General features: G+C 42.3%; 18 protein-coding genes. 3 read left to right on the top strand and 15 right to left on the bottom strand.

The features are described from left to right. The first annotated feature begins 16 nt into the window (after window positions 1-16). Both ACYCSE_RS12335 and ACYCSE_RS12330 read left to right on the top strand, forming a co-directional pair. Window positions 17-1,120, top strand: coding sequence for a GerAB/ArcD/ProY family transporter (locus ACYCSE_RS12335; protein ID WP_069292060.1), 1,104 nt, complete (start codon window positions 17-19; stop codon window positions 1,118-1,120). Beyond that, window positions 1,113-2,309 carry a Ger(x)C family spore germination protein gene (locus tag ACYCSE_RS12330; RefSeq protein WP_069291034.1) on the top strand — a complete coding sequence of 399 codons (1,197 nt, stop codon included), beginning with the start codon at window positions 1,113-1,115 and terminating at the stop codon, window positions 2,307-2,309. Before ACYCSE_RS12335 ends, ACYCSE_RS12330 begins: the two co-directional genes overlap by 8 nt. Window positions 2,310-2,422: 113 nt before the next feature. Here ACYCSE_RS12330 and ACYCSE_RS12325 read toward each other — a convergent pair whose 3' ends face one another. The 7 genes from ACYCSE_RS12325 to ACYCSE_RS12295 form a co-directional block, all read right to left on the bottom strand. Next, window positions 2,423-4,465, bottom strand: coding sequence for a serine hydrolase domain-containing protein (locus tag ACYCSE_RS12325; RefSeq protein ID WP_459702385.1), 2,043 nt, complete (start codon window positions 4,463-4,465; stop codon window positions 2,423-2,425). A gap of 123 nt (window positions 4,466-4,588) precedes the next feature. Then, window positions 4,589-5,890, bottom strand: coding sequence for a GHKL domain-containing protein (locus tag ACYCSE_RS12320; RefSeq protein ID WP_459702384.1), 1,302 nt, complete (start codon window positions 5,888-5,890; stop codon window positions 4,589-4,591). A gap of 1 nt (window position 5,891) precedes the next feature. Beyond that, window positions 5,892-6,632 (bottom strand): LytR/AlgR family response regulator transcription factor, encoded by a 741-nt coding sequence (locus ACYCSE_RS12315; RefSeq protein ID WP_348622431.1) that lies wholly within the window; start codon window positions 6,630-6,632, stop codon window positions 5,892-5,894. A 209-nt stretch (window positions 6,633-6,841) separates the two neighbouring features. Next, window positions 6,842-7,591, bottom strand: a complete 750-nt coding sequence (treR, locus tag ACYCSE_RS12310; RefSeq protein WP_414126268.1) for a trehalose operon repressor — start codon at window positions 7,589-7,591, stop codon at window positions 6,842-6,844. Window positions 7,592-7,667: 76 nt separating this feature from the next. Next, a complete protein-coding gene (gene treP / locus ACYCSE_RS12305) occupies window positions 7,668-9,626 on the bottom strand; it encodes a PTS system trehalose-specific EIIBC component (protein WP_459702382.1) in 1,959 nt (652 codons plus the stop codon). A 90-nt stretch (window positions 9,627-9,716) separates the two neighbouring features. Beyond that, entirely contained in the window at window positions 9,717-11,456 is a 1,740-nt protein-coding gene (gene treC / locus ACYCSE_RS12300; RefSeq protein ID WP_069291028.1) for an alpha,alpha-phosphotrehalase, read from the bottom strand. A gap of 272 nt (window positions 11,457-11,728) precedes the next feature. Next, window positions 11,729-12,310 carry a LysE family transporter gene (locus tag ACYCSE_RS12295; protein ID WP_235307155.1) on the bottom strand — a complete coding sequence of 194 codons (582 nt, stop codon included), beginning with the start codon at window positions 12,308-12,310 and terminating at the stop codon, window positions 11,729-11,731. 113 nt (window positions 12,311-12,423) lie between these two features. On the opposite strand from ACYCSE_RS12295, the gene ACYCSE_RS12290 reads away from it, so the two are divergent. Next, on the top strand, window positions 12,424-12,975 hold the full coding sequence (locus ACYCSE_RS12290; RefSeq protein ID WP_061831117.1) for a helix-turn-helix domain-containing protein: 552 nt from the start codon (window positions 12,424-12,426) through the stop codon (window positions 12,973-12,975). 116 nt (window positions 12,976-13,091) lie between these two features. Here the strand turns inward: ACYCSE_RS12290 and ACYCSE_RS12285 are convergent, their stop codons facing one another. From ACYCSE_RS12285 to ACYCSE_RS12250, 8 genes are all read right to left on the bottom strand, one after another. After that, window positions 13,092-13,661, bottom strand: coding sequence for a sugar O-acetyltransferase (locus ACYCSE_RS12285; RefSeq protein WP_322172513.1), 570 nt, complete (start codon window positions 13,659-13,661; stop codon window positions 13,092-13,094). A gap of 26 nt (window positions 13,662-13,687) precedes the next feature. Beyond that, window positions 13,688-14,896, bottom strand: coding sequence for an MFS transporter (locus ACYCSE_RS12280; RefSeq protein WP_250259496.1), 1,209 nt, complete (start codon window positions 14,894-14,896; stop codon window positions 13,688-13,690). A gap of 238 nt (window positions 14,897-15,134) precedes the next feature. After that, window positions 15,135-17,489, bottom strand: a complete 2,355-nt coding sequence (locus ACYCSE_RS12275; RefSeq protein ID WP_459702509.1) for a glycoside hydrolase family 2 TIM barrel-domain containing protein — start codon at window positions 17,487-17,489, stop codon at window positions 15,135-15,137. Window positions 17,490-17,568: 79 nt separating this feature from the next. Continuing rightward, window positions 17,569-18,363: a Nif3-like dinuclear metal center hexameric protein gene (locus ACYCSE_RS12270; RefSeq protein WP_459702381.1), complete on the bottom strand. Its 795-nt coding sequence runs from the start codon at window positions 18,361-18,363 to the stop codon at window positions 17,569-17,571. A gap of 121 nt (window positions 18,364-18,484) precedes the next feature. Further along, on the bottom strand, window positions 18,485-19,051 hold the full coding sequence (locus ACYCSE_RS12265; RefSeq protein WP_459702380.1) for a 5' nucleotidase, NT5C type: 567 nt from the start codon (window positions 19,049-19,051) through the stop codon (window positions 18,485-18,487). 304 nt (window positions 19,052-19,355) lie between these two features. Then, window positions 19,356-21,713 (bottom strand): beta-galactosidase, encoded by a 2,358-nt coding sequence (locus ACYCSE_RS12260; RefSeq protein WP_459702379.1) that lies wholly within the window; start codon window positions 21,711-21,713, stop codon window positions 19,356-19,358. Between the two features lie 21 nt (window positions 21,714-21,734). Next, a complete protein-coding gene (locus ACYCSE_RS12255; RefSeq protein ID WP_322172521.1) occupies window positions 21,735-23,021 on the bottom strand; it encodes a cellulase-like family protein in 1,287 nt (428 codons plus the stop codon). Continuing rightward, window positions 23,014-26,370 (bottom strand): DUF5107 domain-containing protein, encoded by a 3,357-nt coding sequence (locus ACYCSE_RS12250; protein WP_459702378.1) that lies wholly within the window; start codon window positions 26,368-26,370, stop codon window positions 23,014-23,016. Before ACYCSE_RS12250 ends, ACYCSE_RS12255 begins: the two co-directional genes overlap by 8 nt. Between the last annotated feature and the right edge of the window lie 130 nt (window positions 26,371-26,500).

Genomic DNA, 26,500 nt, shown 5'->3' with positions numbered 1-26,500 from the left:
CGAAGGAGGAGCTATGGTGTTTAGACGCTCTGATGATAAGATCACAACCAAGCAGGCGGCTGTGTTCCTGACCAATACTGTATTGGGCGCAGGGATTTTGACACTGCCGAGAGGTGTAACTGAAAAGGTACAGACTCCTGATGCATGGCTTTCTGTCCTTCTCGGTGGATGTATTGTCATATTGGTCGTCTGGCTCATGGTGAAATTAAGTCAACAGTTTCCTGAAAACACCGTGTATCAATATTCCAGAAGAATCGTGGGCACAATTCCGGGTGGATTTTTAAGTGTGTTATTGATTATATATTTTTTGATCATCGCCGGCTTTGAGATTCGGGTTTTAGCTGAAGTGACCATGTTTTTTCTGCTGGAAGGCACTCCGATCTGGGCGATTGTGATTCCATTCATCTGGGTAGGAAGCTATTTGGTTTTTGGCGGCATTAATCCCATCGCTCGGCTATACCAGATTGTACTTCCAATTAGTCTTTTTTTTCTGCTGCTCTGTTTTGTCTTTAGCTTAAGGATTTTTGAGATTGATCATCTTCGTCCTGTACTGAGTGAGGGGATTTTACCTGTCATCAAGGGTCTGAAATCGACTATTCTTGTTTTCTCTGGATGTGAAGTCGTCATGACACTGGTCGCTTTTTTACAATACCCTGAGAAAGCATTAAAGGCCATGGTAGTGGGGATCAGTATCCCCTTAATTTTGTACTTTTTGACCGTAGTTATGGTGATCGGCGGGTTATCGATGGACTCCACTGTGACAAGTACTTGGCCTACCATCAATTTGATGCGCAGTTTTGAAATCCCCGGTTTTCTTTTTGAGCGGCTTGAGTTTCCTCTGCTAGTGATCTGGATGATGCAAATGTTTTGTAATTTCTGCAGTTTCTTCTTCAATGCTTCCCTAGGGGTCTCACAGGTGTTCGGTCTTAAATATCGTTATGCGATTTTTGGCTTAATCCCAATTATTTTTATCTCTACAATGACTCCTGTTCGTATGATGGAAGTGTTTAGTCTAGGCGATGCGATCGGATACATGGGAATCGTTATATTTGTTCTGGTTCCGGTACTTCTCTCCATCGTGTTCATAATCAGGAAGAAGGGAATGAAGCAAAATGTGTAGACGCCCTATGCTATCCTTGCTGCTTGCTTTCATTCTACTTATAACTCAAGTCGGTTGCTGGAGCAGCAAAGAAGTAGAAGAGCTCAGCATATATACAGGACTGGCTCTGGATAAGGGGGAGCTTACTCCATTAGAGCAGAATCTGGAAAAGAAAGGTAGTCGTTACTTCAAGAAAAATAAAATTACCGCCAGCGTACAAATCGTCCCCAAAAAATCATCTGGAAGCACAGAGCAGCAAGGCGGTGGCGGACAAGGACCAAATTATGTCAATATAGCAGCCACCGGGGATTCTTTGCTTGAAATCTTTCGACAACTCTCTCTCCGTTTGGATCGCCCGGTTATTGGTCACCATCTAAAGGTCATGGTGGTTGCCACCGATTTGGCGAAAGAACAGACGATGCAGCAATTAATGGATTTTGTGCTACGTGATAATGATATTCGCCCGAGTTGTTTGGTCTTCTTAAGCAAGGATCGAGCAGCTAGCACTTTAGTTACCAAATATGAAGACGAGGTCCCATCCATTCATATTTTGTATATGCTTCGTAACCATTTCAGAACCAGCAAGGTAATGAGGGGAGTCAATTTGTCTGAATTGGATGGATTAATGCATTCCAAAAAAAGCTATATATTACAGAACATCACTGAATCAGATGGAGAATTAGAATTTTCAGGTGCCGGGATTATTAAAGGAGATACCGGTCACTGGATAGGTACTTTGGGACAACAAGACGTGGAGAGTATTGGATGGATTACCGGTGATGTTAAAGGTGGGGCTGTCAAAACGTATGACAAGCGGAATGAAGCCATAACTTACGAAATCAAATCGGTAAAAAGCAAAATAACAACCAAGGTGACCGAGGGCAATGATATCTCGTTCCACGTAAAAATTGAATCTAAAGGACGTCTAATCGAAAACTGGGATGATAAAGCGGACCCGACTGAGACACGAAACATGAAAGAGGCTGAGAAAGAGTTTGAAGAACAAGTGACTCGCAGGGTTAAGTCTGTTATGCACAAATTACAGTCAGAATATAAAGTCGATGTTGCCGGTTTTGGTGATCATTTGCATATCGAGAAACCTCAGGTGTGGAAAAAGGTAAAGGATGATTGGGATTACAAATTCAGCAAAATACCCGTAACCTTCGATATAAAATTATCTATTACGGATTTAGGCTCATCTGCTGAATGAAAAAGTCGAATTGGCCTTATATAAAGGCCAATTCGACTTAAGATTCGCGGTTATCTACTTAACCTTCCAACACTGCAACGGTCGCTCTTGAATTTCCAGAAGCGGCTACACGCTTAATTCAAATTGATTTTAAATACATCCCCTGCATTGCCACCCAAAACGATCAAGCCACCTTTGGGCAGTACAACGGAATTGTTATTGCTAGCAGTTGAAAATTGTACAACCGCTCCGTTTTCATCATAGACAGCGAACCCTCCGCTTGTTGGAAAATCAACGGTCATCGTTTTATTGGCTGAGTTTTTATCTATTTTATACCATGTGGCTTGGCCATTAGATGGTATGGTGTACACTGATTTTCCTCCAAAGATAGGTTTAACAGCATCTTCACTGATATAGGATTGTCCATCTATGGTTAAATACTCCGAACCATCCTTGGTATAAAAATTCAGATCAAATGCATCTCTCCCACTCATAACAGGAATCTCAACTGCATTTACTGCTTTATTCTCATCCACAATTTTAGTACCACTTGCGTATCCATCATGATCAACGGATATTTTTTTCGTTATAAATGAGGGGGCCAGATAAAATATGGAGGATATCTTTTCATCCAAAGCATAATAATTTTTCCCGCTTCTGTTTTCCCATGCCTTTTTAACTGTGGGATTTACAGGATTGGCATCTAGCTTTTGATATTCATAAGTCACCATAACCATTTGACCTAATCCCGAAAAGTTTAAATATAGGTTAGCCTTAATATACGTTTTCCCGTTTTTTTGTTTGTCAAAGCTTATGGCTACACTGCCATCATTGCTTTTGAATTGTCCATTGCCTGTATACACATATTTTTGCGCCGGGACGAATCCATCCAAAAAAGCAGGTAAATCAAACTCACCGTTTTTAATCTCTACATTGATGGTTGTACCCACAGAACCGTATAATCCCGAATAAGAAAGTAAATCAGATGGCATTTCCACTTTTACAGGAGGCTCAAATGTTTTCTCCGGTATGATGTCTTTAATGATGCCCTTATCTTTTAAAACTTCCAATAAAATGTTAGAAGCAAAAATACTATCTAAGATGGAAGACCCTCCAGATGAAAGCACAGCCATAGAAATATGATGCTCTGGTATGGTGATCAAAGTAGAGTGATACAAAACAGTATCCCCACCCTTGGATAACGCAGTTATTCCGTAATCACTAAACGGTGCCAACTGAACCGCATCCCAACCAAGTCCATAATTAAAGCTGTTTGTCTCTTCAGGTACCCATATTCCATTTCGATATTCATGACTTTTCATGGACTTCGCCGATTGTGCAGATAGAATATCGGGTCTGTTCCCCGTTAATACTTCTGAAAACATAGCCACCTCTTCTGCGGTGGAGTATAGGCCCCCTGTCCCGATGACATTGGCATTTTCAACCGGTAAAGCCCCCTCAACCGCAGGAAAATAAGTTTTGGACAGCTTTTGTCTATCAAATTGATCGAGAGGTGTTTTAGTAGATTTCAAACCTAAAGGGGTACTAATATGCTTTGCCAGGAAATCGGTGTAACTTAGACCGCTCACCCGCTCAACCAATATTTCAAGCAATTGAAATCCATCATTGGTATATACGGAATATTCGCCAGGGTTTGATTTTAAAGTTTCTGATTGCAACCTTAGCAAGAGCTCATCATGATTTCCTGTATCATTGTCATTAAATAACATACTATTTTTATAGTGAGCACCGTAAAGACCTGACGAATGATTTAACAGCATACGGGGTGTAATTTGTTTGTATCTTTCATCAGACATTTTAAAGTCCTTAATGTATGTTGTTAGCGGCTGATCAATATCTACCTTATGGGCATCGACCAGCATCATCGTTGCAGCAGATACATACATTTTGCTTGTAGAGCCTATACCGAACATCGTATCTTTGGTGATCGGCTCGTTGGTTGCTTTATTCTTTACACCCACGCTATCCGATAATACAATGTTTCCTTGGTCCATAATGGCATACTGCACACCGCTAGCACCGTATTTGGATACCAGCTCCGAGGCTAGACTGCGAGCCTTTTCCTTGATGGGTTCAGCAGTGCCTTGAGCAAAAGTATTCGTCATCGGCAGTACAAAAAGCATAGCAGAAACGAACACAGCTATTATTTTCTTCATTCCATATTTCCTCCTCTTATAGCTTCACCAGGCTTTATTACTGACCTGATCATACAATGAACGAGGATTCTATATAAAAAAACACCCTTAAATGTAAAAAACAATCCCTAAACAACATAATGTCTAAGGAATGTCCTTATAAAATGGCAATAAAACCATATTATTGAATACTTTATTTTTCGTTTCAATGGTCATATTCCCACCATATTTGTCACATATTCTAGATATATTGGTTAAGCCAATGCCATGAAAATCCGGATTTGATTTTTGACTATGCAAATGAGCCACTTCATTCTCCACATGATTAAGGATGTGAATGAAAAGCGCAGACTCATTGGAATGTATTTTAATAAGAATGTACCTGTCATCGGCAATCTTGATCTTTTTGGATGCTTCTATGGCATTATCCAGCATATTCCCTAGAACTACACATAAATCATAACGTTCAATATTTACTTTCTGTGAATATAAGTTAAGTTGGGTATCTATCTTTATGCCATTGGCTTGCCCAATATTAAGACTATTCGTGACAAGGGCATCTATAACCAGATTACCGGTATTAACCCTTTGATACGCTCCTTCGATTTTATTTAAGGTAACCTTAATATGTTCACTCGCCTCTGCCAATTCATTTCTCTTGATACATTCTTCAATATACAAAAACTGTTGGTGTGTATCATGAATGATTCTTTTTATATTTTTGAAGCTGTGAACCGTTTTTTCGTAGTTAGCATCTTGGTAGTCCATCTGATGTTGTAATTGAGCATTTTCATGCATTAATTGAAATTTTTCAATGACATTATCAAAAATATATATGATAAAAACATTTAAAGAAATAAAGCCAATAATAGAACCAAAATAATACATATTCTTTTCACTATAAACAGATAAAACATTGACCTGGTATAAACTTATGATGGGAACGATTAGAAATAAAATATAGTAACGATGCTGCAAAGGGAAGGTTCTGCGTTTGGCAAATAGCCGTATAATCTGAATGACAGCAAACATGATAATGCAGCTGAGTAACATAATCTTAGAGAATATCAAGTGATCTTGTCCACTCAAATGGCTAAAGTTGCTAATTTTAACGGAGCCTACAGTATATAAAATATAAAGAGATATAAAATTAACGATGGTTATCAATACAGCATAAAGAATAGAAAAAATGATCTTTGTCTTTATTTCCACTGTATACGATTGCGCTAAACTAAATATGACAAGTAATGCTAAAATCGAAGATACCGCAGGAGTCAAATAAACACTTAAATATAAGGAATCCAGCAACCCAAAAATAATGAAGTACACGAATCTGTTCGGCTTTCGATTGGACTTATCAAAAACCGAGTTAAAGTAAAAATTCACTTGGAAGCACATAACAAGGACAACGCAAAGATTAAGAAGCAGGGAGTTATATTCCATCATATTAATGCAACTTCATGATCATAAATTTGGTATATAGATCTTTAACTTCTTTTATTTTAGAACGCCCAATAGGTAACTTCACATCATTTGACATCAAAACATCACCGCCAGCAAATTTTTTCACATGAATTAAGTTTATAATAATCGAACGATGAATTTGTAGAAAATTGTGTTCTTTTAATGCTGAAGCATAGTCCGAAAGAATCCCTTTGCTATCATAGGTTTGAGTAGGGGTTACAAAATGCAGTTTGTTTTTTATGGTTAAGCTTTTGACCACTTCAATACTAATGATATCATCATATTTTAAAAGCACTTCCTCATAAGCTGACTTGATGATAACGAATTTTTTATCGAGAGATTGAAAATATTGACACAGCTTTATCATTTTTTCCTCAAAGATATGGGGAGCAATCGGTTTTATTAAATACTGAAATGTGACTACGTCAAAACTTTCCACCATATATTCAGGGTAGCTCGTTAAAAAAACAATCTGTTCATCCAGGTGATTTAAACTCCTTATTTTTTGGGCGGTTTGAATTCCGTTCATGCCATTCATTTCAACATCCAATATTAAGATATGGAATGGAGACTCATGGTTTTGATAATGAGATACCAGCTGTTCTCCGGAGTCGAATAATTCAACTTTAAATTCTATACTGGTCTTTATCGACAAAGTAATCAGCATATTTTTAACAAGTTCTCTCTGCTTGTGCTCATCATCGCAGATCGCCACTCTATACATAAATAACATACACCTCGTTCCCATTGCATTGATCATGGAATTGTATTCTAAACAGTATATAACCTTTTAATATCCAATAAACAGCTTTTGGATAAAACGCAAATTCAAATCCCTCAAATGCCAGTATACAAGCTGCTTAGCAGTTGCATCCAAGGTAAAAAAGAAACCCTCGTCTTAAAAGACGGGGTTTCTTAACTATTTTATGATCGTTATTTTAAAAAATCTGCTCTCTTGTCTTCACCGTGGGAACGTCTGGCAAAGTCGATAAATTGGAATTTGTCTAGCCGATGCCTTGACTCGGTATACTGGAACAACGTGGTGTCCTCCAGATAAACATAGTTACGCACTACGACCACATGAGTGTAGTTCTGAAGGTCCATCAGCCTATGATCTTCTTCGTCTGCATTTTCTACAGAAACCACTTTTTTGGCATAACTAATTTGAAGATGGAGCTCTCCCTCCAAATATTCGTAGATGGACCCACGACTAATTTCCTCGGTAAGCACAGGTACAATGTCTGATCGAAAGTAATCTTTATCCAGTATGACGCATTCACCTTCAATCTCACGCGCACGAATAACTTTCCAGACCAAATACTTGTCTTTGTCAATCTCAAGATGATTGGCTATGTCATCTGGAACTGGAATTAGCTGATTTTCATGTACAATGGTTCGTGATGTACGCCCAATTCGTTCAGACATTTCCTTGAAACTGACCAGTCCTCCTATAGGAAAATCCATCCGTCCAATATCCAGAACAAAAGATCCTTTAGCTTTTATTTTATGGATATACCCATTTTGTGCAAGCAAGTGAAGTGCTTTACGTACGGTTTCACGAGAAGTGTTATACTCTCGGGCCAGTTCATTTTCAGATGGCATTTTCGTGCCTGGAGCCAATTCGCCTGTCTGGATCTGTCCCGAGTACTCCTGATAAATTTGCAAAAATATATTCTTTGTCAATTTTCATCACCACGTTCATTGTAGCATTCTTTCACTTCCCTGTTCACTATAATAGACTGTGCGAATTGAATCTGAATTAATTCCTATGACCTGATGAAGAATTCAAATGAATTCTCATTAAGGTATACTGCAAATCGTCTGCCTCACCTGGCAGTTCCTCAACCGATTCAATCATACTCTGACCATCCGGGACAATGACTGGTGTAATGACGGGATATCCGGATTTCTGAATCAGATCACGGTCAAATTCCATCAGTAGTTGTCCTTGCTCCACGGTTTGATTGGTCTCCACATGCATGGTGAATCCCTCACCCTTCAGTGACACCGTATTGATCCCCACATGTACCAGAATCTGTACACCTGTCGAATGCTCCAAAATCAAGGCATGCTTGCTTTTCATCATGATATGAATAACTTTTCCCCTGAATGGGGCAAGAATCTTGCCATCCTTCGGTTCCACTGCAATACCTTGCCCCATCTGCCGTTCGGCAAAAGCCGGGTCAGGAACTTGTTCCAGCGGTACAACACGTCCTCGTACGGGAGTCCTCACTTCAAGCACATCTATTGCGGTATTTTGCGGAAGCGAGTCTTTTTGTACGGAATCATTGGCTGGTACAGCCTGACGGCGCTTATTTAGCAGTTTCCCATACATAAAAGTTAAAGCAAACGGCACAATTAACACGATCGCCATCCCGATGAAGAATACACCCCAGTTGTTTGGGAAAATAGACAAGAAGCCTGGAATCCCGCCCACACCAATGGAAGAAGCCATCACATGATTTACGGTGAGCAGTATACCCGCAATACCGGAACCGATCATTGCGAATACAAACGGATATTTATATCGGATATTCACCCCGAATATGGCTGGCTCGGTTACACCCAGAAATGCAGACACTGAAGAGGTAAGAGCCAATCCTTTTCCCTTTTGTTCCTTCAATACCAGCATCATTGCCAGTGCTCCGGCACCCTGGGCGATATTGGACAGCGCCAGCATCGGCCAAAGGAATGTTCCACCCTGTGTACCAATTAATTGCACGTCCACCGCCAGGAAAGTATGGTGCATTCCCGTAATCACGAGCAAGGAGTACAAGCCTCCATAAATCAGGCCTCCCAGCGCAGGAGCCAAATCGAAAACGTATACAAGACCAGACGTAATAGCATTACCAATCATAAAAGTAACCGGACCGATCACTGTAAATGCCAGAAATCCCGTTATTAATAATGTAATCGGTGCTACAAGTAACAGTTTAAATGAATCTGCTATCTTCTTATTTAGGAATTTCTCAATGTGCGCGAGCACGTAAGCGGATACTAAAACGGGTAAAACCTGTCCTTGATAACCAATCTTGTTCACTTCCCACCCAAACAAATTCCAAACCGGGACGGTTCCTTTGGTAACAGCATCTGCATAACCGTATGCACTTAGCAGATCCGGATGAACCAGAATCAAACCCAGTACGATCCCGAGTAAAGGACTGCCGCCAAACCGGACAACAGCCGACCATCCAATTAAGGCAGGTAGAAATGTAAAGGCGGTGCTGGCAATGGTGTTAATGATAGCAGCAAAGTCGGTCCATTGAGGATAGACCTGAACCAGAGCCATACCTTCGAAGAAGATTCCCTTGCCAGTCAAAATATTATTTATTCCAAGCAATAAGCCTGCAGTCACGATTGCGGGCAAGATGGGGATAAAAATATCTGCCAGCGTCTTGATAGCACGCTGAATTGGATTTTGTTTTTTGCTTGCCGCATTTTTGACATCGTCTTTAGAAGCCCGACTACCTCCTGTAATGGAGATCATTTCGTCATATACTTTATCCACCAGACCTGGGCCAATCACGACCTGATATTGTCCTTGTGAGGAAAATTGGCCTTTGACCAGATCATTTTGTTCAAGTGCATCTTTATCAACCAGCTTATCATCATAAAGGGCAAATCGCAGACGAGTTACGCAATGCGTAGAGGCCTCTATGTTGTCTTTGCCACCAACGGCTTTTATAATGTCTTCTACCTGTGATCTTTCAATCGCCATTTAGCCCACTCCCTTAACGTTTGCTCATTTTAAAGTAGCAACCCCGGTTATCAAAATAACGTGCCCGGGGTGCTACTAAATGTCTCCATACTATTCACTAAGTCTACGAACAATCCACATATATGAAGCATATGGGGTTAAAGAGATCACTTGTTTTAGCTCTGGGGCGTGCTGGGTATTACCAATTAAGAGCTCAGCCGCATCCAACGCTTGATTTATTAATCGTGAATAAAATGAATCCGGTATACGGAATTGCGCATCCTGTCCGCTAAAATTAGAGATGACGATCAAAGTCTCCTCTTCATTGCTGCGTTGATAGGCATAGACCTGAGGATGAGCTTCGTCCAAGCGTTGATAATTCCCATCGGTAATGACTTGCACCGTCTTACGCAGATGAATTAGCTTACGATAATGGTGATAGATAGAGTTCGGGTCCTCTAACTGAGCCTGAACATTAATCTGTGGATATCGTTCATCTACTTTAATCCAAGGAGTGCCTGTAGTGAAGCCCGCATTGCGAGTGCCATCCCACTGCATCGGTGTCCTCGAATTATCACGAGACCGCTCTCGAATGATATTCAATGCTTCTTCTGCACTTTTGCCTTGCTCCTGTAAAATACGATACATATTCAGAGATTCAACATCCCGAAACTCTTCAATGTCTGCCCACTGCGGGTTGGCCATCCCAATTTCCTCACCTTGAAATATATAAGGTGTACCTTGAAGACCATGTAGCGTGGTTGCCAGCAGCTTGGCGCTTTCCGCATGGTATTGGCCATCATCCAAAAAGCGAGAGATTGCCCTTGGCTGATCATGATTATTAAAAAACAATGCACTCCAGCCGCCACCCTGTTGCATGCCCGTTTGCCAATCCGAAAATAGCTTTTTCAGCATTTCAAAATCATATGGCATGAGTTCCCACTTCTGTCCATTTGGGTAATCCACCTTTAAATGATGAAAATTAAAGGTCATGGACAATTCTTTTCTCTCTGGATTGGAATAACGGATGCAGTGCTCTAGGGAGGTAGAGGACATCTCACCCACAGTGACGCTATTTTGTTTGGCAAATACTTTCTCATGTAACTCATGAATGTATTCATGCACATGTGGACCGTCCGTATAATATTTACGTCCGTCGCCAGGAACCGTGCTCCCATCATCATTCGAGAATTGTTGATCTTTGGAGATCAAGTTAATGACATCGAGCCGGAAACCACTGACTCCCTTCTCAGCCCAAAATTCCAGCAGATTGACAACTTCCTGACGGACTTTGGGATTTTCCCAGTTTAGATCCGCCTGAGTCTTATCAAATAGTGTCAGGAAATATTGGCCTGTTGCCTCGTCATATTGCCAAGCAGGTCCACCAAATTTGGAAACCCAATTGTTTGGTGGTCCACCATCGGGTGCTGGATCACGCCAGATATAGTAGTCCCTATACTCACTATCCTTAGAAAGCCGTGCCTCCTGAAACCAGGCATGTTCTGTGGAAGAATGGTTAACCACGATGTCGATCATTAAGTACATCCCACGTGCCCGGATTCCCTCGCTCAATTCTTCAAAATCCTGCATTGTTCCATAATCAGGATTAATCTGGCAATAATCAGCTACATCATACCCGTTATCACGTTGTGGTGAGACATATACAGGCTGCAACCAGACAATATCAACACCCAGTTTTTTTAAATAATCCAGCTTTTGCGTCAGTCCTCTTATATCACCGGTTCCTTTGCCCGTCGTATCGTTAAAACTTTTGGGATAAACCTGATAGACTACTGATTTACGCCACCAATCTTTATCTTGAGGAATTAAAGTCTTGTTCATTGCTTCCATTCATGCCCATTCCTTTCTTGCGAAATGAAGTAGCGTAAAAATAATATAACGCTTTCAACATCTTGTATATACAAGATTAAGTCATGTATATACAAGTTGTCAACAGCTTTATCTATTAAGGTAATACCCGTTTTGCAGCTAAATGATCAGGAGACTCATCCATTCTGTTCGATTGTATGTTATGACTCGTAGAATAAGCTCAATTCACACGAAAAAAAGGCTCCTGCCTATAGTCAGGAACCTTTCTTTTCTATGATGAATAAGGTGCTCATTTACATCCATATCGATAGTGCACTATAAAGGAGCAATAAGGACATTATGATATTGAAGGAACGCTCATGCTTATTCAAGAAACGTTGAAACACAGCGCCAAAAATCGCCCAGCATACTACAGCTACAAAACCAATACAGGTCAGGAGTAATGAAATCGTAATAAGCTCTATATACGATACATCATAAGGCATTACAAACGTTGAAATGACCGTAATACCATACAAAATGATTTTTAAATTGATAAATTGCAGCAGCAGTCCTGATTTGAAGGAATATCCCACATTGTGATCATTATCGTCCGTAGAGGATTTGCTCTTTGCAATTTTCACCGCCAGATAGAGCATGTACAGACTGCCGAGGACATTCATCCAGATCTTAACTCGTGGCAAAAAATGATACAATGCAAGATTAAAATAGCAGGCTAACAGCATAATAGCGAAACAGCCTGCTGTTACTCCCAGCAAGAATGGGAATGCTTTTTTCAAACCCAACCGTCTGGCACTGTCTAAAGACATAATATTGTTGGGACCTGGCGTAAAGCTGGTAACAAGTACATAAGAAAGGAACGGAATAAACGGCATGCAACAATCAACTCCCGTATGTTATAATTGAATGAAATGTACGTTTAAGCGCACATTTGTACTTTATGATTGTACAATATGTTCTTTATAAAGCACAATAGGAGCGAAGAATTATGGAGAATATTAATCTGATTTTAAGTAAAAATTTGAAATATCTAAGAAATGAAAGAAAATTAAGTCTAGATAAATTAGCTGATCTGACGGGGATCAGTAAAACGATGCTCGGTCAGATTGAGCGGGGAGAATCTAATCCCTCAATTACAACCGTATGGAAAATTGCGAACGGCTTGAAAATCTCTTTCACTGCTCTGATTAATGAACCACCTGCAGATGCAGTAGTCGTTCCTAAAAGCAAAGTACAAGTGCTTGAAGAAAATAATCACTATCGGTTGTATCCGTTTTTCCCCTATGAAGGAAGTAGAAATTTTGAGGTTTACACCGTAGAGATTGAAGCAGGCGGGGAACTGAGTTCAGCGCCGCACCGTGAAGGTACAGAAGAATTTATTACGGTATTTGAGGGTGAGATGGTGGTAAAAATCAGCGAAGAAATGTACACGGTTAAAGCTGGAGATTCGATCCGCTTTAAAGCAGACCGCCCACACATTTACTATAATCTAGGAGAAACACTGGTTCGGATGAATATGATTATTTATTACTCTGTATAATTCAATATTGAAGACCATAAGTGTACAAGTCTTTAAATTAAATGATCCTATTAAAATTAGGAGCTCTTTTAATAGGATCATCGGTACAAATATTAAATGATTAGCCTGTATGCTGTTTAGGAGATTTCAATTTGCTTAATTATTCGTGCCGGATTTCCAGCTACAACCACATTATCTGGAACATCCTTGGTTACTACTGCTCCTGATGCCACGACGACATTATTACCTATCGTAACACCGGGATTAATAACTGCTCTACCGCCAATCCATACATTATTGCCAATCGTTACAGGTTTCCCATACTCAGGGCCAGCGATTCGTTCAAACGGATCTATGGGATGAGTCGCTGTGTAAATATGAACTCCTGGAGCCAGGAAACAATTATCTCCAATGCGCACTTCGCAAACATCCAAAATGGTACAGTCAAAGTTGGCGTAGAAATTTTCCCCAACATGGATATTGTATCCGTAGTCACAGCGTATGTTGGGTTCCATGCCTATATTTTCACCAGTTGATCCGAAAAGCTCCTTAAGTAACTTTTCACGGTACTCACGATCCGTCTCTGCCGTCTGATTAAAGAGACGTACACATCTTCTCGCATACTCTCTTTCTTGCGTTAATTGAGGATCAGCAGCTACATACAGTTCCCCATCCATCATCTTTTGTTTTTCCGTTTTCATAGTCATGCGACAATCCCCTTTATATTTTAATTTTAATCTGATTTCTTTTCTTTCACCCCAATAGGTTGGGCTGCACCGGATATCCAACCAGCAACAATAACGCCAACAAGCACTACGATCAAGGCATGCAGAAGTCCAACATGTTCACCTAAAAACCCTAAGCCTGGGGGACCTACTAAAAAGGCAATGTAACCGATCGTGGCTACGGCTCCAACTCGGATAGCTGCACCACGAGGGTCATCTCCGGCAGCAGATAAGCCCACAGGAAAACCAAGTGAGGCTCCAAGCCCCCATAATACGACGCCCAATCCGGCTATGAGGTAATGCTGTCCCCAGATCACTAGAATGATACCGATAGCAGCCAGGACAGCACTTCCTTTCAATACAGGGACACGGCCGTATTTATCCAGTATGAATCCTCCGGTAAAACGTCCAATGGTCATTGCTGCCACAAATAGTCCATACATATAGGAACCTGTTAAAGAATCCACGCCATAACCATCCACCATCGTTAGCGGTAGCCAGTCATTCGCAGCCCCTTCTGCAAACGCCATACCTAACACGATGATACCGATCAATAAAATTCGTCTTTCTTTCCATACAGCAAGCTGCGCCTTGAGATTAGATCCAACCTTTTGAGTAGGAACTTCTTTCTCTATACCTGTATCGTGAGGCAGAAAACGATAAAAATAGAAAGTTACCACTGCAATCATGGCAGCCATCGCTCCAAAATGGACCACAACAGGTATGTGTAGTGCCGCTGCTCCAGAACCGATGACTGCACCTACAAGTGTCCCCATACTAAATGAACCGTGAAAAGCCGGCAAAAGCGTTTTTTGCAATTGATTTTCTACCGCGGAACCTTCGACATTCAGAGCTACTTCTGCTGTCCCATAACCACCTCCAAAGATGACTAAACCAGCAAACACGATGCTCGTGAGCGAAAATGCAGTTCCCAACCCTACAATGACAAAACCGCTTACAATCAAAATCGCACTTCCCAGAATGACCACCCGTCCACCTATACGGGAAATAATATTGCCCGCACTAAGTAGTCCCAATAAAGAACCTGCAGCTAATCCAAAAATAATGATTCCCATTTCGGCAGTCGAGACATGCAAAATATCCCGTATAATAGGCGTTCGAGACACCCAGGAAGCAAAAGCTACACCTGGTAAAGCGAATAATAAGAACAAAATATTACGAATTACCCGAGGATTCATGGATGGTTCTACTGGCATTTACTTATCTCCTTATCACCACTTTTTATTAATCTTTTAATAAGATATATTATAATTAGTCATTCTATTCGTATCCAAACTATTTGTCAAAAAGAGAATTATAGTCATAGATCGTTATTGACCGTCAGTTGTAAACATATTAAAAAAGGCCTGAGCAGGTAGGGCATGCGCACCCACCACCTATTCAGACCTTTTTAATTAAACCATACAAGCTTTAGACTGAATCAGCCTTGAATTATCATTTGCGTTCTTGTACTATTTTCAGTCTGGTTTCTCCCAGCAACCCTCCATCTGCTGACGCTTGAAGCAACAACTCACCAGCCACATAACCGGATTGTACAACAACGAGACACCTTCCTCTGTGTGTTCGTCTCTCATTCCCCTTGAAGGATTCATCGCTGGTGAGATCACCATTGTCTATTCCAAGGATACGACCATCACCCTGTAGTTTAAAGGCTACATCAAAATCCTGGTTAGGTACAATGATCCCGTTTTGGTCTATGACGGTTACTTCCACATGAGATATCTCATGCCCATCAGCAGGGAGAATTACCCGATCAGCCTCCAACTTTAGAGCATAAGGAAGTCCGGCAGTGGTTAATTTATGTTCACAAACCTTCTTGTTTCCATTACGACCCACAGCCCGGATTTTGCCCGGTGTATAGGGAAGCTCCCATAGGATTAAATGATTAGGGTAATCCACTAGCTTCCTCTCACCGTATGATTCATCATTCATGATCAATTCCACGCTCTCACAATTGGTGAAGGTAACCAACCGTATCAATTTTCCAGCGTATTCAGGAAATGTCCAGTGATCATCCATGGCCGGAGATTTCCAGTGCATCGTCCATGTCGGATTAAATTCCGATTTCATATGTTCGTTAAATACGGCTATGTGCACAACAGACTGATTAGACCATAAACTTTGTTGGAGATAAGATACTGGTTTGCGGAATCCGCAAGTATCAATCAGGCCCGAAGACCACCCTATGGAGGGATAGCTCGTTTCTCCCAAATAGTCAATTCCACTCCAAACAAATTGACCGATCACATAATCATGATTAGCGACATCAAACCAAGGATTCACAGGCAAATAACCTTTAACCCGGTTATCCTTACCCCGATAGTATGGGAATGTTTCTGTTCCCAGGATTAGCATATCCGGCATGGCCGCCCTATAGTGCTCATACCACTGCTCCTGATAGTTTAACCCCAGAACATCCACTCGTTGTGCCAGCTGTTTGGTATGCTCCACTTTGGCCTCAATCGAACCCTCACGCAAGCTGATCGGTGTATTATGCGGCTCAAGTGCACATGTAACCGGTCGAGTTGGGTCTTTTTCATGGCAGAAACCCACGAGCTGCTCCAACATTTTGAGCATGGATGGCTGACCTTGGTTTTCCACTTCATTCCCAACGCTCCACATGAAAACACTGGGATGGTTCCTGTCTCTGAGCAACATTGCTTCCAGATCTTTTTCCCACCACTCATCATATAAATGCTCATAGAAAAGAGATTTCCATTTGTCAAAAGCCTCATCAACCACCAAGAACCCCATCTGATCACATAAATCTAATAATTCGGGCGCCATCGGGTTATGAGCAAAACGGATCGAGTTACAGCCCATTTCCTTCAGCTTTTGAAGCCTTCTTTTCATGGCTGTATCATGGTAAGCAGCCCCCAGACAGCCTAAATCATGGTGAATGCACACTCCCTTTAGCTTTAAGCTGTACCCATTCAGCAATAAACCTTTTTGAGTGTCCAGCTTCACTTCTCTTATGCCAAAAGGGGTACAATAACGATCCACCTCTGTATTGTCACAATAAATTGTCGTCTGGGCTTCGTAGAGCACTGGGTTGTCCGGTGACCATAGTTCTGGCTCTAAAACTCGCGTTTTTTGCTCTATTTCCCCCGTTTCACAGCTCGAAAGAGTGACTCGGTTTTCAACTTTTCCTTTGATCTGTCCCTGTGGGTCCAGCATTTCAGTCATAATCGTACACTCTACGGCATGCGCGTGATGATTAGTGACCTGGATTCTGGCAGTTACCTTGGCTTCATCTGTTGAAATTTCAGGTGTGGTAATGTAAGTCCCCCATTCGGTTATATGAATATAATCCGTACAAATCAGCCAAACATTACGATAAATACCGGCCCCGGAATACCATCTGTCAGGTGAAAGAATCGTATTGTCCACTTTGACGGCAATCACATTCTCCTCATCCCACCGAATATATGGAGTCAAATCATATTGAAAGCTAACATATCCATAGGGCCGCTTGCCCACAAAATGTTCATTGATCCAAACCTCACTGTTACTGTGAATGCCATCAAATTGTATGTATACGCGTTGTTTTGGAGAGGATGGTTTCACATTAAAATGCTTTCTGTACCATCCGACAGACCATCTCGGCAAATAAGCTTGATTGCCACCATACAGCATATGTGGATCAAAGGACTTTTCAATGCTCCAATCATGAGGGACTTGAAGGAGTCGCCAATGCTCATCGTTGTAGTCCATTTTCTCAGCACCTGCGTAATTACCCTCTATAAACTTCCAGTCCGTTTTGAACGGCATAATCACTCTGCTTCCCATCATCTTGCCTCCATTTCATAAAGTGGATGAACGGATATAACAGCAGTGCTAGATGACCATCACAAAAGACGTGTTCTCATTACAATATTTGAAACACCGGGCGATCTTCAATAAAGTGTACGGGGAGCATTGGAAATTGAGCGGAAAGTACATCTGCGAGATACTTCATCCCAGGTGCTTCACTTTCAGCATGTCCCAGCATGATAAGTGCTTTACTTTGACCTTGATAGACAGCATCTCTAACATATTCTGGTGTTTCCCATTCTGGGCCTTCACCGGCAATGACTAAATCTACATTTTCATTTAGAAATAATGGAATGGCTAGATCACCACCTCCCCTGTATCCTACTGAGATTCCCACTCGTTCACATGGCATGGAAACCTCACCAGCCACCCGTACATAACGAATATGTAGTTTAGCTTTGATATATTCAGCGATCTCCTGAACTTCCATAACCGGTATAGTCAAAATGGCGGCCGTCGGCTGCTGCTTCACAATGTAGTTGTGCCAGCCAAGCGCCTGAAGTAACCCAACCATCACTCCATCCGGTTGATAACGATGTATGGTGTCATGAAACCGATAAATGCCTATACCTGCATCGGCAATGAGGCGAGATTTTTGCAAAAAAACAGGATCATGTAGTAAACATTCATGCATCCTCTGATGACTATAAAAGATGCCTTCATGCGTAATGATAAAATTTGCACCTAGAGAAATAGCTTGTTCTATCACATACTGCGAAGCTGAGAAAGCGGTTACAATTCCCTGTACCTCAGTATCTATAAATCCTGGTTCCAGCAGATCTACGGTGGTGTTGGGTATGTTTATTCCCTTGGTCAGATGATTCACAATCTGACCCATAGTCATGGTCATACACGTTCCCTCCTCATGGATAAGGTATATCAATTGTACCATTTTATTTCAATCATAGGTGCTATTCTTTCTAGCAAAACAGCCAGTTCCAAAGGAGCCAGCTGTTTTATGAATGGTTCTATTATTTATACAGAACCCCTAAAATGGAGTCGATTCGTTCTTTTGCCCCTTGCCAGGATGTCATGACGGGGAACTCATATTGCTCTCTTGCTCTCAGATTCCATGGATGAGGAATGCAAAGCACCTTTTTCCCCGCCTCTAGCGCAGGCACTAAATTATGAGGACCATCATCAATCAGGAGATCATAGTTAATCAGGTTTTTTCGTTTACATGGGAAAAAGTTCTCAATTGGAATGAATGGCATATGTCTTTGAAGCCAGTTCCATTTCTCTACGACGGTCTTGGGTTCTGCCGCTGTCACAATAATGACATCAAAAGCATTGCAAAGCTTTTCCATTTCTTCTACAACATACTCGTCAAATAGTTCAAGTTCCTCAAACAAACCCGGTCGTCCATAAAATACATCAAGCGTGCTCTTTGGATGACGTAGATGATCGGTGTTCCAATCTAACATTTCTTCATACCGAAGCGGATGAGTGGGAAATTCACTATTGTTATGGTATATGGCTCGTTTGACGAGATGACAGATGGTATCGTCCATATCGACTGCAATGATTGATTTTCTCATCAGCTTGCCCCTATTCACTCTGGTAAAATTTTTCATAAGAATATCATACTATAATTTAATATCGTGGTGAAGCTTGGGGATGAGTTGTCCGTCATCATGATAGGTTTAGGAGGAGTTTTCTCCAAGGCAACCTGACGGATTGGGGAAAAACTGTAGTTAACGGAAGCAACGGGATCAAACAAACATCAAAAAAAGCCGGTATCTACTAAAAACACATTAAGAAAATAAAAAAGACTCATGTATTCACTGGCTGATTACTTTATGTAGATTATTCTGGAAAAGAATCACCATATAACCTTCTGGGTTATATGGTGATTTTGATTTCATATACAGGCACAAGGCTAACCGAACCGATATCTACGATACGTTCCTTTGTCGCCTCGTTCCAGCCCGCCATAGTCGTATTGCTGTTGAGAACCTTACCCTTTCGAATGGGGGAAATATACACGTACAACCCTTGCTCGATGAGCCGGTGTTCAAATGCTTTCAAACCTATTTCCCAGGTCGTATGGTTGCAGAAATTATCGTTGATCAGTTCGCCATCGATAAAAGCATAACCGATATCTCCAGTATAATCGATACGCAGCAGAGCCTCCTTGATTCCATGAAACGCATCTGTTTCGAAATCAATAGTAAATTTATCGTTATTTACCCTTTTCAAATTGAACTGGATTTCTTTCTTAGGAGCCTTTAAACGATACGTTTTGAATACATTGTTTTCTGATATTTCAAGCAGTTCTCCACCGGAAATAGATGTGAATGAGGCGTCAAAATCCGGGAATACACTCAGGGTTACCCTTTCTTGGCCCGTTGATTCCAGCCTTAAATCGCCCTCAGATACTAGTAGATTGGCATTTGTCAAAATGACTCTATTTCGGCCTTGCATATTTACCTTCCAAAATGTAAGACTTTGCTCATCAGTCATCGTGTAGATGGCAACTTTTTTGCCACTTTCAGATACCAGATGGATGAGACTATCCTCCTCTTCAGCAACCTTAATGATCGTGTTCCCATCGAATTGCTCTATCGAACCTTTGTCGATTGTGGCACTGATCATGCCTTTTGACTCCATTGCATACGTTCCTTTCATGCCCGCTGGTACAAAGAAAAAATAATATACTTCTCCATCTTCTTCTATCCTTGTTATCAGCTGTGCCGTAGCATATTTGAGCTTCATTCCATCTAAATTGAAGTTAAATGGCAATATGGCAAAACTATCACGTCCTAACGTCAGTTCACCTTGACTAGGAATTACAATCGTTTCCTCAGGCAGCTCAATGCTCACATTAAAATCGCACAGGTCGTCATTTTCGACATGGTCTTGGAAATTATTTAGAAACAGGTACCCCGATCCGGCACTGGATCGCACTGCATATCGTAACGTTTCCACATCATAAGGGTTCATCTGGGACGTATCCCCTGGCAGAATTGTCTTTGTTAGAGAGAATTGTTTTTGGAACGTTGAAAAAAAGTAATGTTGCAGCTTTGTTCTTTGGTATGACTCCCTTACTTGACCGAATTCGCCGATCATGGCGTTGAAATCATAGGATATTTTAGGGGTGGCTAGATCATTTGTGAACGGGTTAACCTGACCTCGAGGATTGGAACCCCCATGATACATATAATATCCGATCAGGTTACAGCCTTCTGCAACCTTCATGACAGTCATCGCTGGAACACTACGGTAGGGAAAGGCGAACCGATATTTATAAAACTGAACCATGCCACCACCCATTTCACAGCAAGCGTACGGATAGTCTTCAGGGGCATATTGAGGCTCAAAATTGTAGCTCTTTGGAATCTTGTTATTATGCTTGTCTCGGAAAATGTATTCCGGTGTCGCAGGATGCTCGTCCATCCCTTCCAAACATCCCTCTTCGTAGTAGATCCATGGCCAATAGGCATACCCGCCCCATAATGGCAGCATATCAGGGACAGGAGTTGTGGCTCCTCCCCACCCTGTGCACGTATAGATCGGAGTATCAATCCCCGCTTCCAGAGCTATTTCTTTAAGTTTTAACATATGCGAGTTACCGTCACTTCCGCTGTCTAACCACATATCATTAATTCCTACAGTCAATGCCCACTGGGCAGATGAATGATGATATTCGTTTTCGATTTGGGTGCCGATAATCGGCCCCCCTTCCTTATATAGCAGCCCTTTAACCTGGGCACCGATCTCGTTATATAATCTTCTCGTATAGAACAGATACCCCTCATCATTAGAACGAATCTCAAATGGTCGACCAAATAACCAATCCGGCATACCGCCGTTTCGAATTTCCCCATGATTGAAGGGTCCGATCCGAATGATGGAGTATACGTGATGTTTGCCACACAACTCGATGAAACGACGAAGATTCTTGTTCCCACTCCAATTAAAAATACCTTCAACTTCTTCATGTAGGTTCCAAAAAATATAAGTGGCAATGATGTTTACGCCGCCCATTTTTATTTTAATAATTTCGTCTTCCCAATAGCGTTCATCATAACGGGCATAATGGAATTCACCACAAATACCGAAAAAGGGCTCTCCGTCCTTCTCCATAAAATAGTTGGTGAATCCGATTTCCTCTCCTTTTGGATTGGTGCCGCCAAGTTTGATATGTCCCTTAACAATTCGCTTTTGATCGTCTTTGACTGTAACTCGATAGGTTCTCATGGAGTTCACTCCCCTCACTCGTTAATCTGAATTCAGGATAAATTGATTCCACTTGCGCTGCCAAGCGATATCATTCCAGAATGGATGATGGGGAGCACAGTTAGAGCAGAGGGTCATTCCCCAGAACCCAAGTGCCATTCCTTTTCGCAACACATATTCAGCTATAAATTTACCGATTGGGCCTTCTTCAAATTGGGCATACAGCGGCGTATAGCCTACATAACCTTCTCCTATGACAATTGGAATGCCGGAATGACGAGTCCATTCATGAATCTCTTCCAATCGGGTGTCGGCCTTCTGCAACATGGCAATTTTATGATCACCATACCGATCGTACAAAAATAAATCCCATTGATCGGGATCTACCCAATCGTGCAAATAAATAAGCCTCATGCCGACTGGATTGCCTTCCATCCGCCAATTCTGCTCCGGAGGCAGGGTCCACTCTGCAAATGGAGGAGCGTCTTCTCTTAATAGGGATTGCACGAATGGATTGGGGAACGGAGCCAACTCATCATCAAGCCCTGCCTCTTCCATAAGCTCATTGAGTACCCCCTTAATATAAAGGTGAAAATGGGCAACCTGCATATTGCGCGCGACGTAAGCTTTAGGGTAGGCTTCATTTAACGTATAACTGGCGGTCATCATGATATCAGGATGACATTGGCGGAGATATCCAACTGCTTCTTCTACGTAGGGCTGCATGGCTTCAATAAGCGCTGGTACATTCGTTTCGGCTATGCCTTCAGACGTTCCGACGGCGTTTAACTGCCCAAATTCCACTTCGTTATGCAGCTCTGTATAGATAATCTGGTTCCTATAGCCTTCTGCTGTGACGAAACGGATCAACTGATCCATTGATTTTGCAATGGCCATGAATCTCTCCTTAGGAGGAATTGCAGCTAATTCATCTCTAAGCTCAGCATGAGCCAGAAAGCTGGGACTCTGCTGATATTCCCAAGAGGATAACATAATGTAACAGTTATGAGCCTTAGCTTGTTTAAACAGTTCAAGTAAATGAGCATGCCCGTCCAGCACTGCGCCGCCACGACAGTTATACCAACGCGTACGCTGGCCTACTTCCCCAAGGTTAGCAAACTCCAAGGGACCGGGACGTTTGCCATCCGCAGTAAACAACATGTATGGCATAGCACATATTCGGATCGTATTGTACCCTCTTTCGACCGCTTCTTTAAAACGGGCTTCAAGATCGCTGTAGGGCTCACCTTCCTGTGTCATTGTATACCAGGAGAAGTCCCACATGGTGATCGTCAATTTGCGCGGTAACTTTCTGACGAGATTATTCATTTGATTTCCCCTCCCAGTCCCAGTCCATATGGTTCAATGCTCCTTGGTGGTTAGCTTCCAGCTTGAGCACGGATTTAAAATGCAAGATAGCTTCGTCCTGTCGCCCTAATCCAAGCAAACCAAGTGCCTTCATATAAGTACAATGAACCTGATTACGAATATTCAGGTCATCTTCAAAGATGAGAAAGTCGGGTAACGAGACCGCGAAATAATCCATTTTTACGGGTTCAAATAAGTGCCTTTCGGCGTAATCAATGAGCTTGTTGAACCGACGCATGCCTTCCTTCGCATAGCCAAGTTTCTGCCAGGCCAATCCTTGGTAAAATATCATATCCGGCTGCTGATCGTTATAATACATGGCGTTAATGGGTTCCCCCAGTCCTTGAGAGGCCGTGGAAAAGGCCTGCCTTGCCTCATCTGTTAATTTCAATAGCTCATACGCACAGCCCAAATAATAGTAAATATCGTTATCTTGGGAACCCTCTAGCTTACCTTCGCCAAGATTCTCTGGATACACTAAAGCCTCCCGCAGCCCTTTTACAGCCTGTTCAATCCGTCCAGACCTCAGGTCGGACTTGGCAAGCTCTACCTTGGCAAGCCTATACTGTCCAGTTACCTTCCCCTCTCCGCCTTCCCATGGATGAAATATTCTCCCTGTCAGCAAGGACAAAGCTACCTTATGTTGCTTCATCGTATTGTGAACGGTTACATATTCCAAAAACAGATCATCGCGAAGCTTTATGATTCCCGGATAACTCTCCATTAGGTTCAATCTGTCGTTGGGCCTGATGTTCAGCTTCTTATACAGCTGGTCAAGCTCATAAAGAACACGCGCGTCTGAAGTATTGCACGCAAAGGCCTGCTCTAACGAATGGCGAGCCTTCTCTAATTGGCCCTGTTTGTTAAAATATCCAAGAGCAAGATTACGGTGAACAACGGGGTAAGTATCGTCAATGGAACGAGACGTTTCCCAGCTGGAAATGGCATCCAGATATCGTTTCTTATCATAGAGTAAATTACCTAAGTAATAATGCGCCTTTCCGTCCCCCGGTCTCGTTCGAATTGCAAATTGTAACACATCCAACTCAAACAGACTGTTAGGAAAGCAGTAGTCGGGTACTGCATCTGCGGCCTGAGCGAGAGCATTGTTCACCTGCTCATGCTTGCCGATTTTAGCATAGCAGAAGGCCTGAACGTAATACAGCATAGGGTATGTTTTCGCCTGCTCTGGAGCTTCTTCCAGCACACATGCTGCATCCTCATAAAGTCCCGCCGCCGCGTAGTCCGATGCTACCGCTATATAATTATGCACATCTCCACGCATCCATTTTCCCAGCTCTTCGAGGACCGTTTTAGCAACATCTCGTAACCCGAGAGCCTCTAAAGATAATGCTTGCTCACTGTAAGCTCCAAAATCGGCGATATCGAGCTTCATCGTTTCCTTGGAGAAGGCTATTGCCGCTTCGTAGCTGCCAAGCTTACGAAGAATAGCCGACTTCAGGTTGCGTGCTTTGTAGTTGCGAGCATTTCGGATTGTCGAGCGCTCCACGAGTTCCAATGCTTCTTCATAGTTCCCTTGTTCTGTCGCAATCTGTGCCAGTGAGAAATACCCGCTGTCTTGCCATGCCGCACTCCATACCGATTTATAAAATGCAGCGAACGCTTCATCCAACCGCTCTTGGTGTTTTAGCGACAAGCCAAGCTGGTAGTAGGCCTCACCGTCATAGGGATTAGAGTTACGCCAGGTTACCCGCGAGATGGCTTTACGAAAGCACTCTTCACTCTCTGAATACAACCCTCTACGAAGAAGTAACGTACCATATGCCACATTTATGCGGCTGTCATTTTTATCTCTTTTCAGGCCCTCAAGATAGTACGCCTCGGGTTCAAAGGTAGCATGACGGTATTGCTCCAAATGTTGTCCTGCTAAATACAATTCTTCGTTCGTTCTTAATTCCTCCGGTTCTGGCAGGGGGGCGGCGGCAGCCGGCATCTGTTCAACGTCCTTTTTTTTCGGCTGGTAGCTAATCAGCTCCCTTCCGGTCGCGTCTTTGACGGTTAAGCATAGTTCATAATCCCCATCCTCAGCCAAAATAACTGTCTTCTGTATAAAGGCCTTATTAGGTGTCAGATCTAAGGTTTCTTTAATATAAACTTTCCGCTGACTGCGTAATTCCACAACAGCCTCACGAAATGACGAAGTTACATAGACTCCAATCTGTGCTGTCCCTTCGCTGCGATTTAATTCCAGATTAACGGCTGCGTCAATTGAAGCGTTTTTGACCATACCAATATGTTTGTAAGGCATAAAATACTGCGAGAACGATTTTTCTTCATACGGCTGAAGCCAAGTGAAATCTGGTTGGTTATCGGTATATACCCCCGTCATCAACTCGATGTAGGGACCATCTTCGTCTGTTAGATTCCGGTCCCATGCTTGGCCGAACTCGCCATTTCCCCATGTCCATTGCTTTTTTCCAGGAGAGATGTGATGGTTGGCCACATGCAAAAGCCCGGCTTGTTTCATATGGTCGTAACCACCTATGAAATTGTAATCCGATTTATAGGCCATATATGAAGTGGGGACAGGAATATTTTTGTATCGGGAGATATCTACACCTTCAGAATAATCCATTTTATAATAGGTGCCTGTAGCGATCGGGAAACGGGATACATCTCGCTTTCCGTGGTCGAACACGGCTGATACGTCTGGAGGAAAAACGGATTGTGTGTGATCATGTACCGCTACGGCTGGATTGGCCCACCATAGAAACGTTTGAGGCTCGTCAGTCCGGTTGTATAGCTGGGCCTCAACTTTAAGGTATGCTTTATCCGGTTGTAGTGTAAAACCAGCTGTTACTTTCGTGCCGAACATACGATCAATTTCGCTCACCCATACCGTTGCGCTTCCGTCGTCATGTTCTTCCAACTTGTATTCAACGGGTCCATAAGTGTTGGGACGGTGATGCTGCGGCCAGTTGAACTCAATCCCTCCAGATATCCACGGCCCCAATAAGCCCACAAGCGCTGGTTTGATGACCCTGTTATAATATACAAAATCGTAACCGTTGGTCTTGTCGACCGCACGATAAATGCGGCCTCCCAGCTCTGGCATGATCTCAATGCGCAAATATTTATTTTCCAGAAAAACCATTTGGTAATTTTCAAGTTTCTTCTCATCCTCAATTTTATCAATTACTGGATGCGGGTACACTCGACCGGAGCTTCCCTGGTAGACACGTTTCTCCAGAAACATTGGATTTTTGTCGGGTTTGCCAATTCCATACGTGGGGATCTGCACAGTTTGCTCCCACACGCGTGCCTTAGCATCGAAAATGCTCAATTCCATCACTCCCTCATAGTCGCCCTTATATTCAGAGCTTACAAGTAAGCGACATTACAGACAATTGACAATCCACTGTTTATGATGGATTATATACGTATTTCATCATTAGAGCCGCTTACGGCTGGGAGATGGA

The sequence above is a fragment of the Paenibacillus sp. SEL1 genome, from assembly GCF_054602535.1.
Note: the sequence above shows the minus strand (reverse complement) of the source record. Positions and strands in the feature narration are given on the sequence as shown.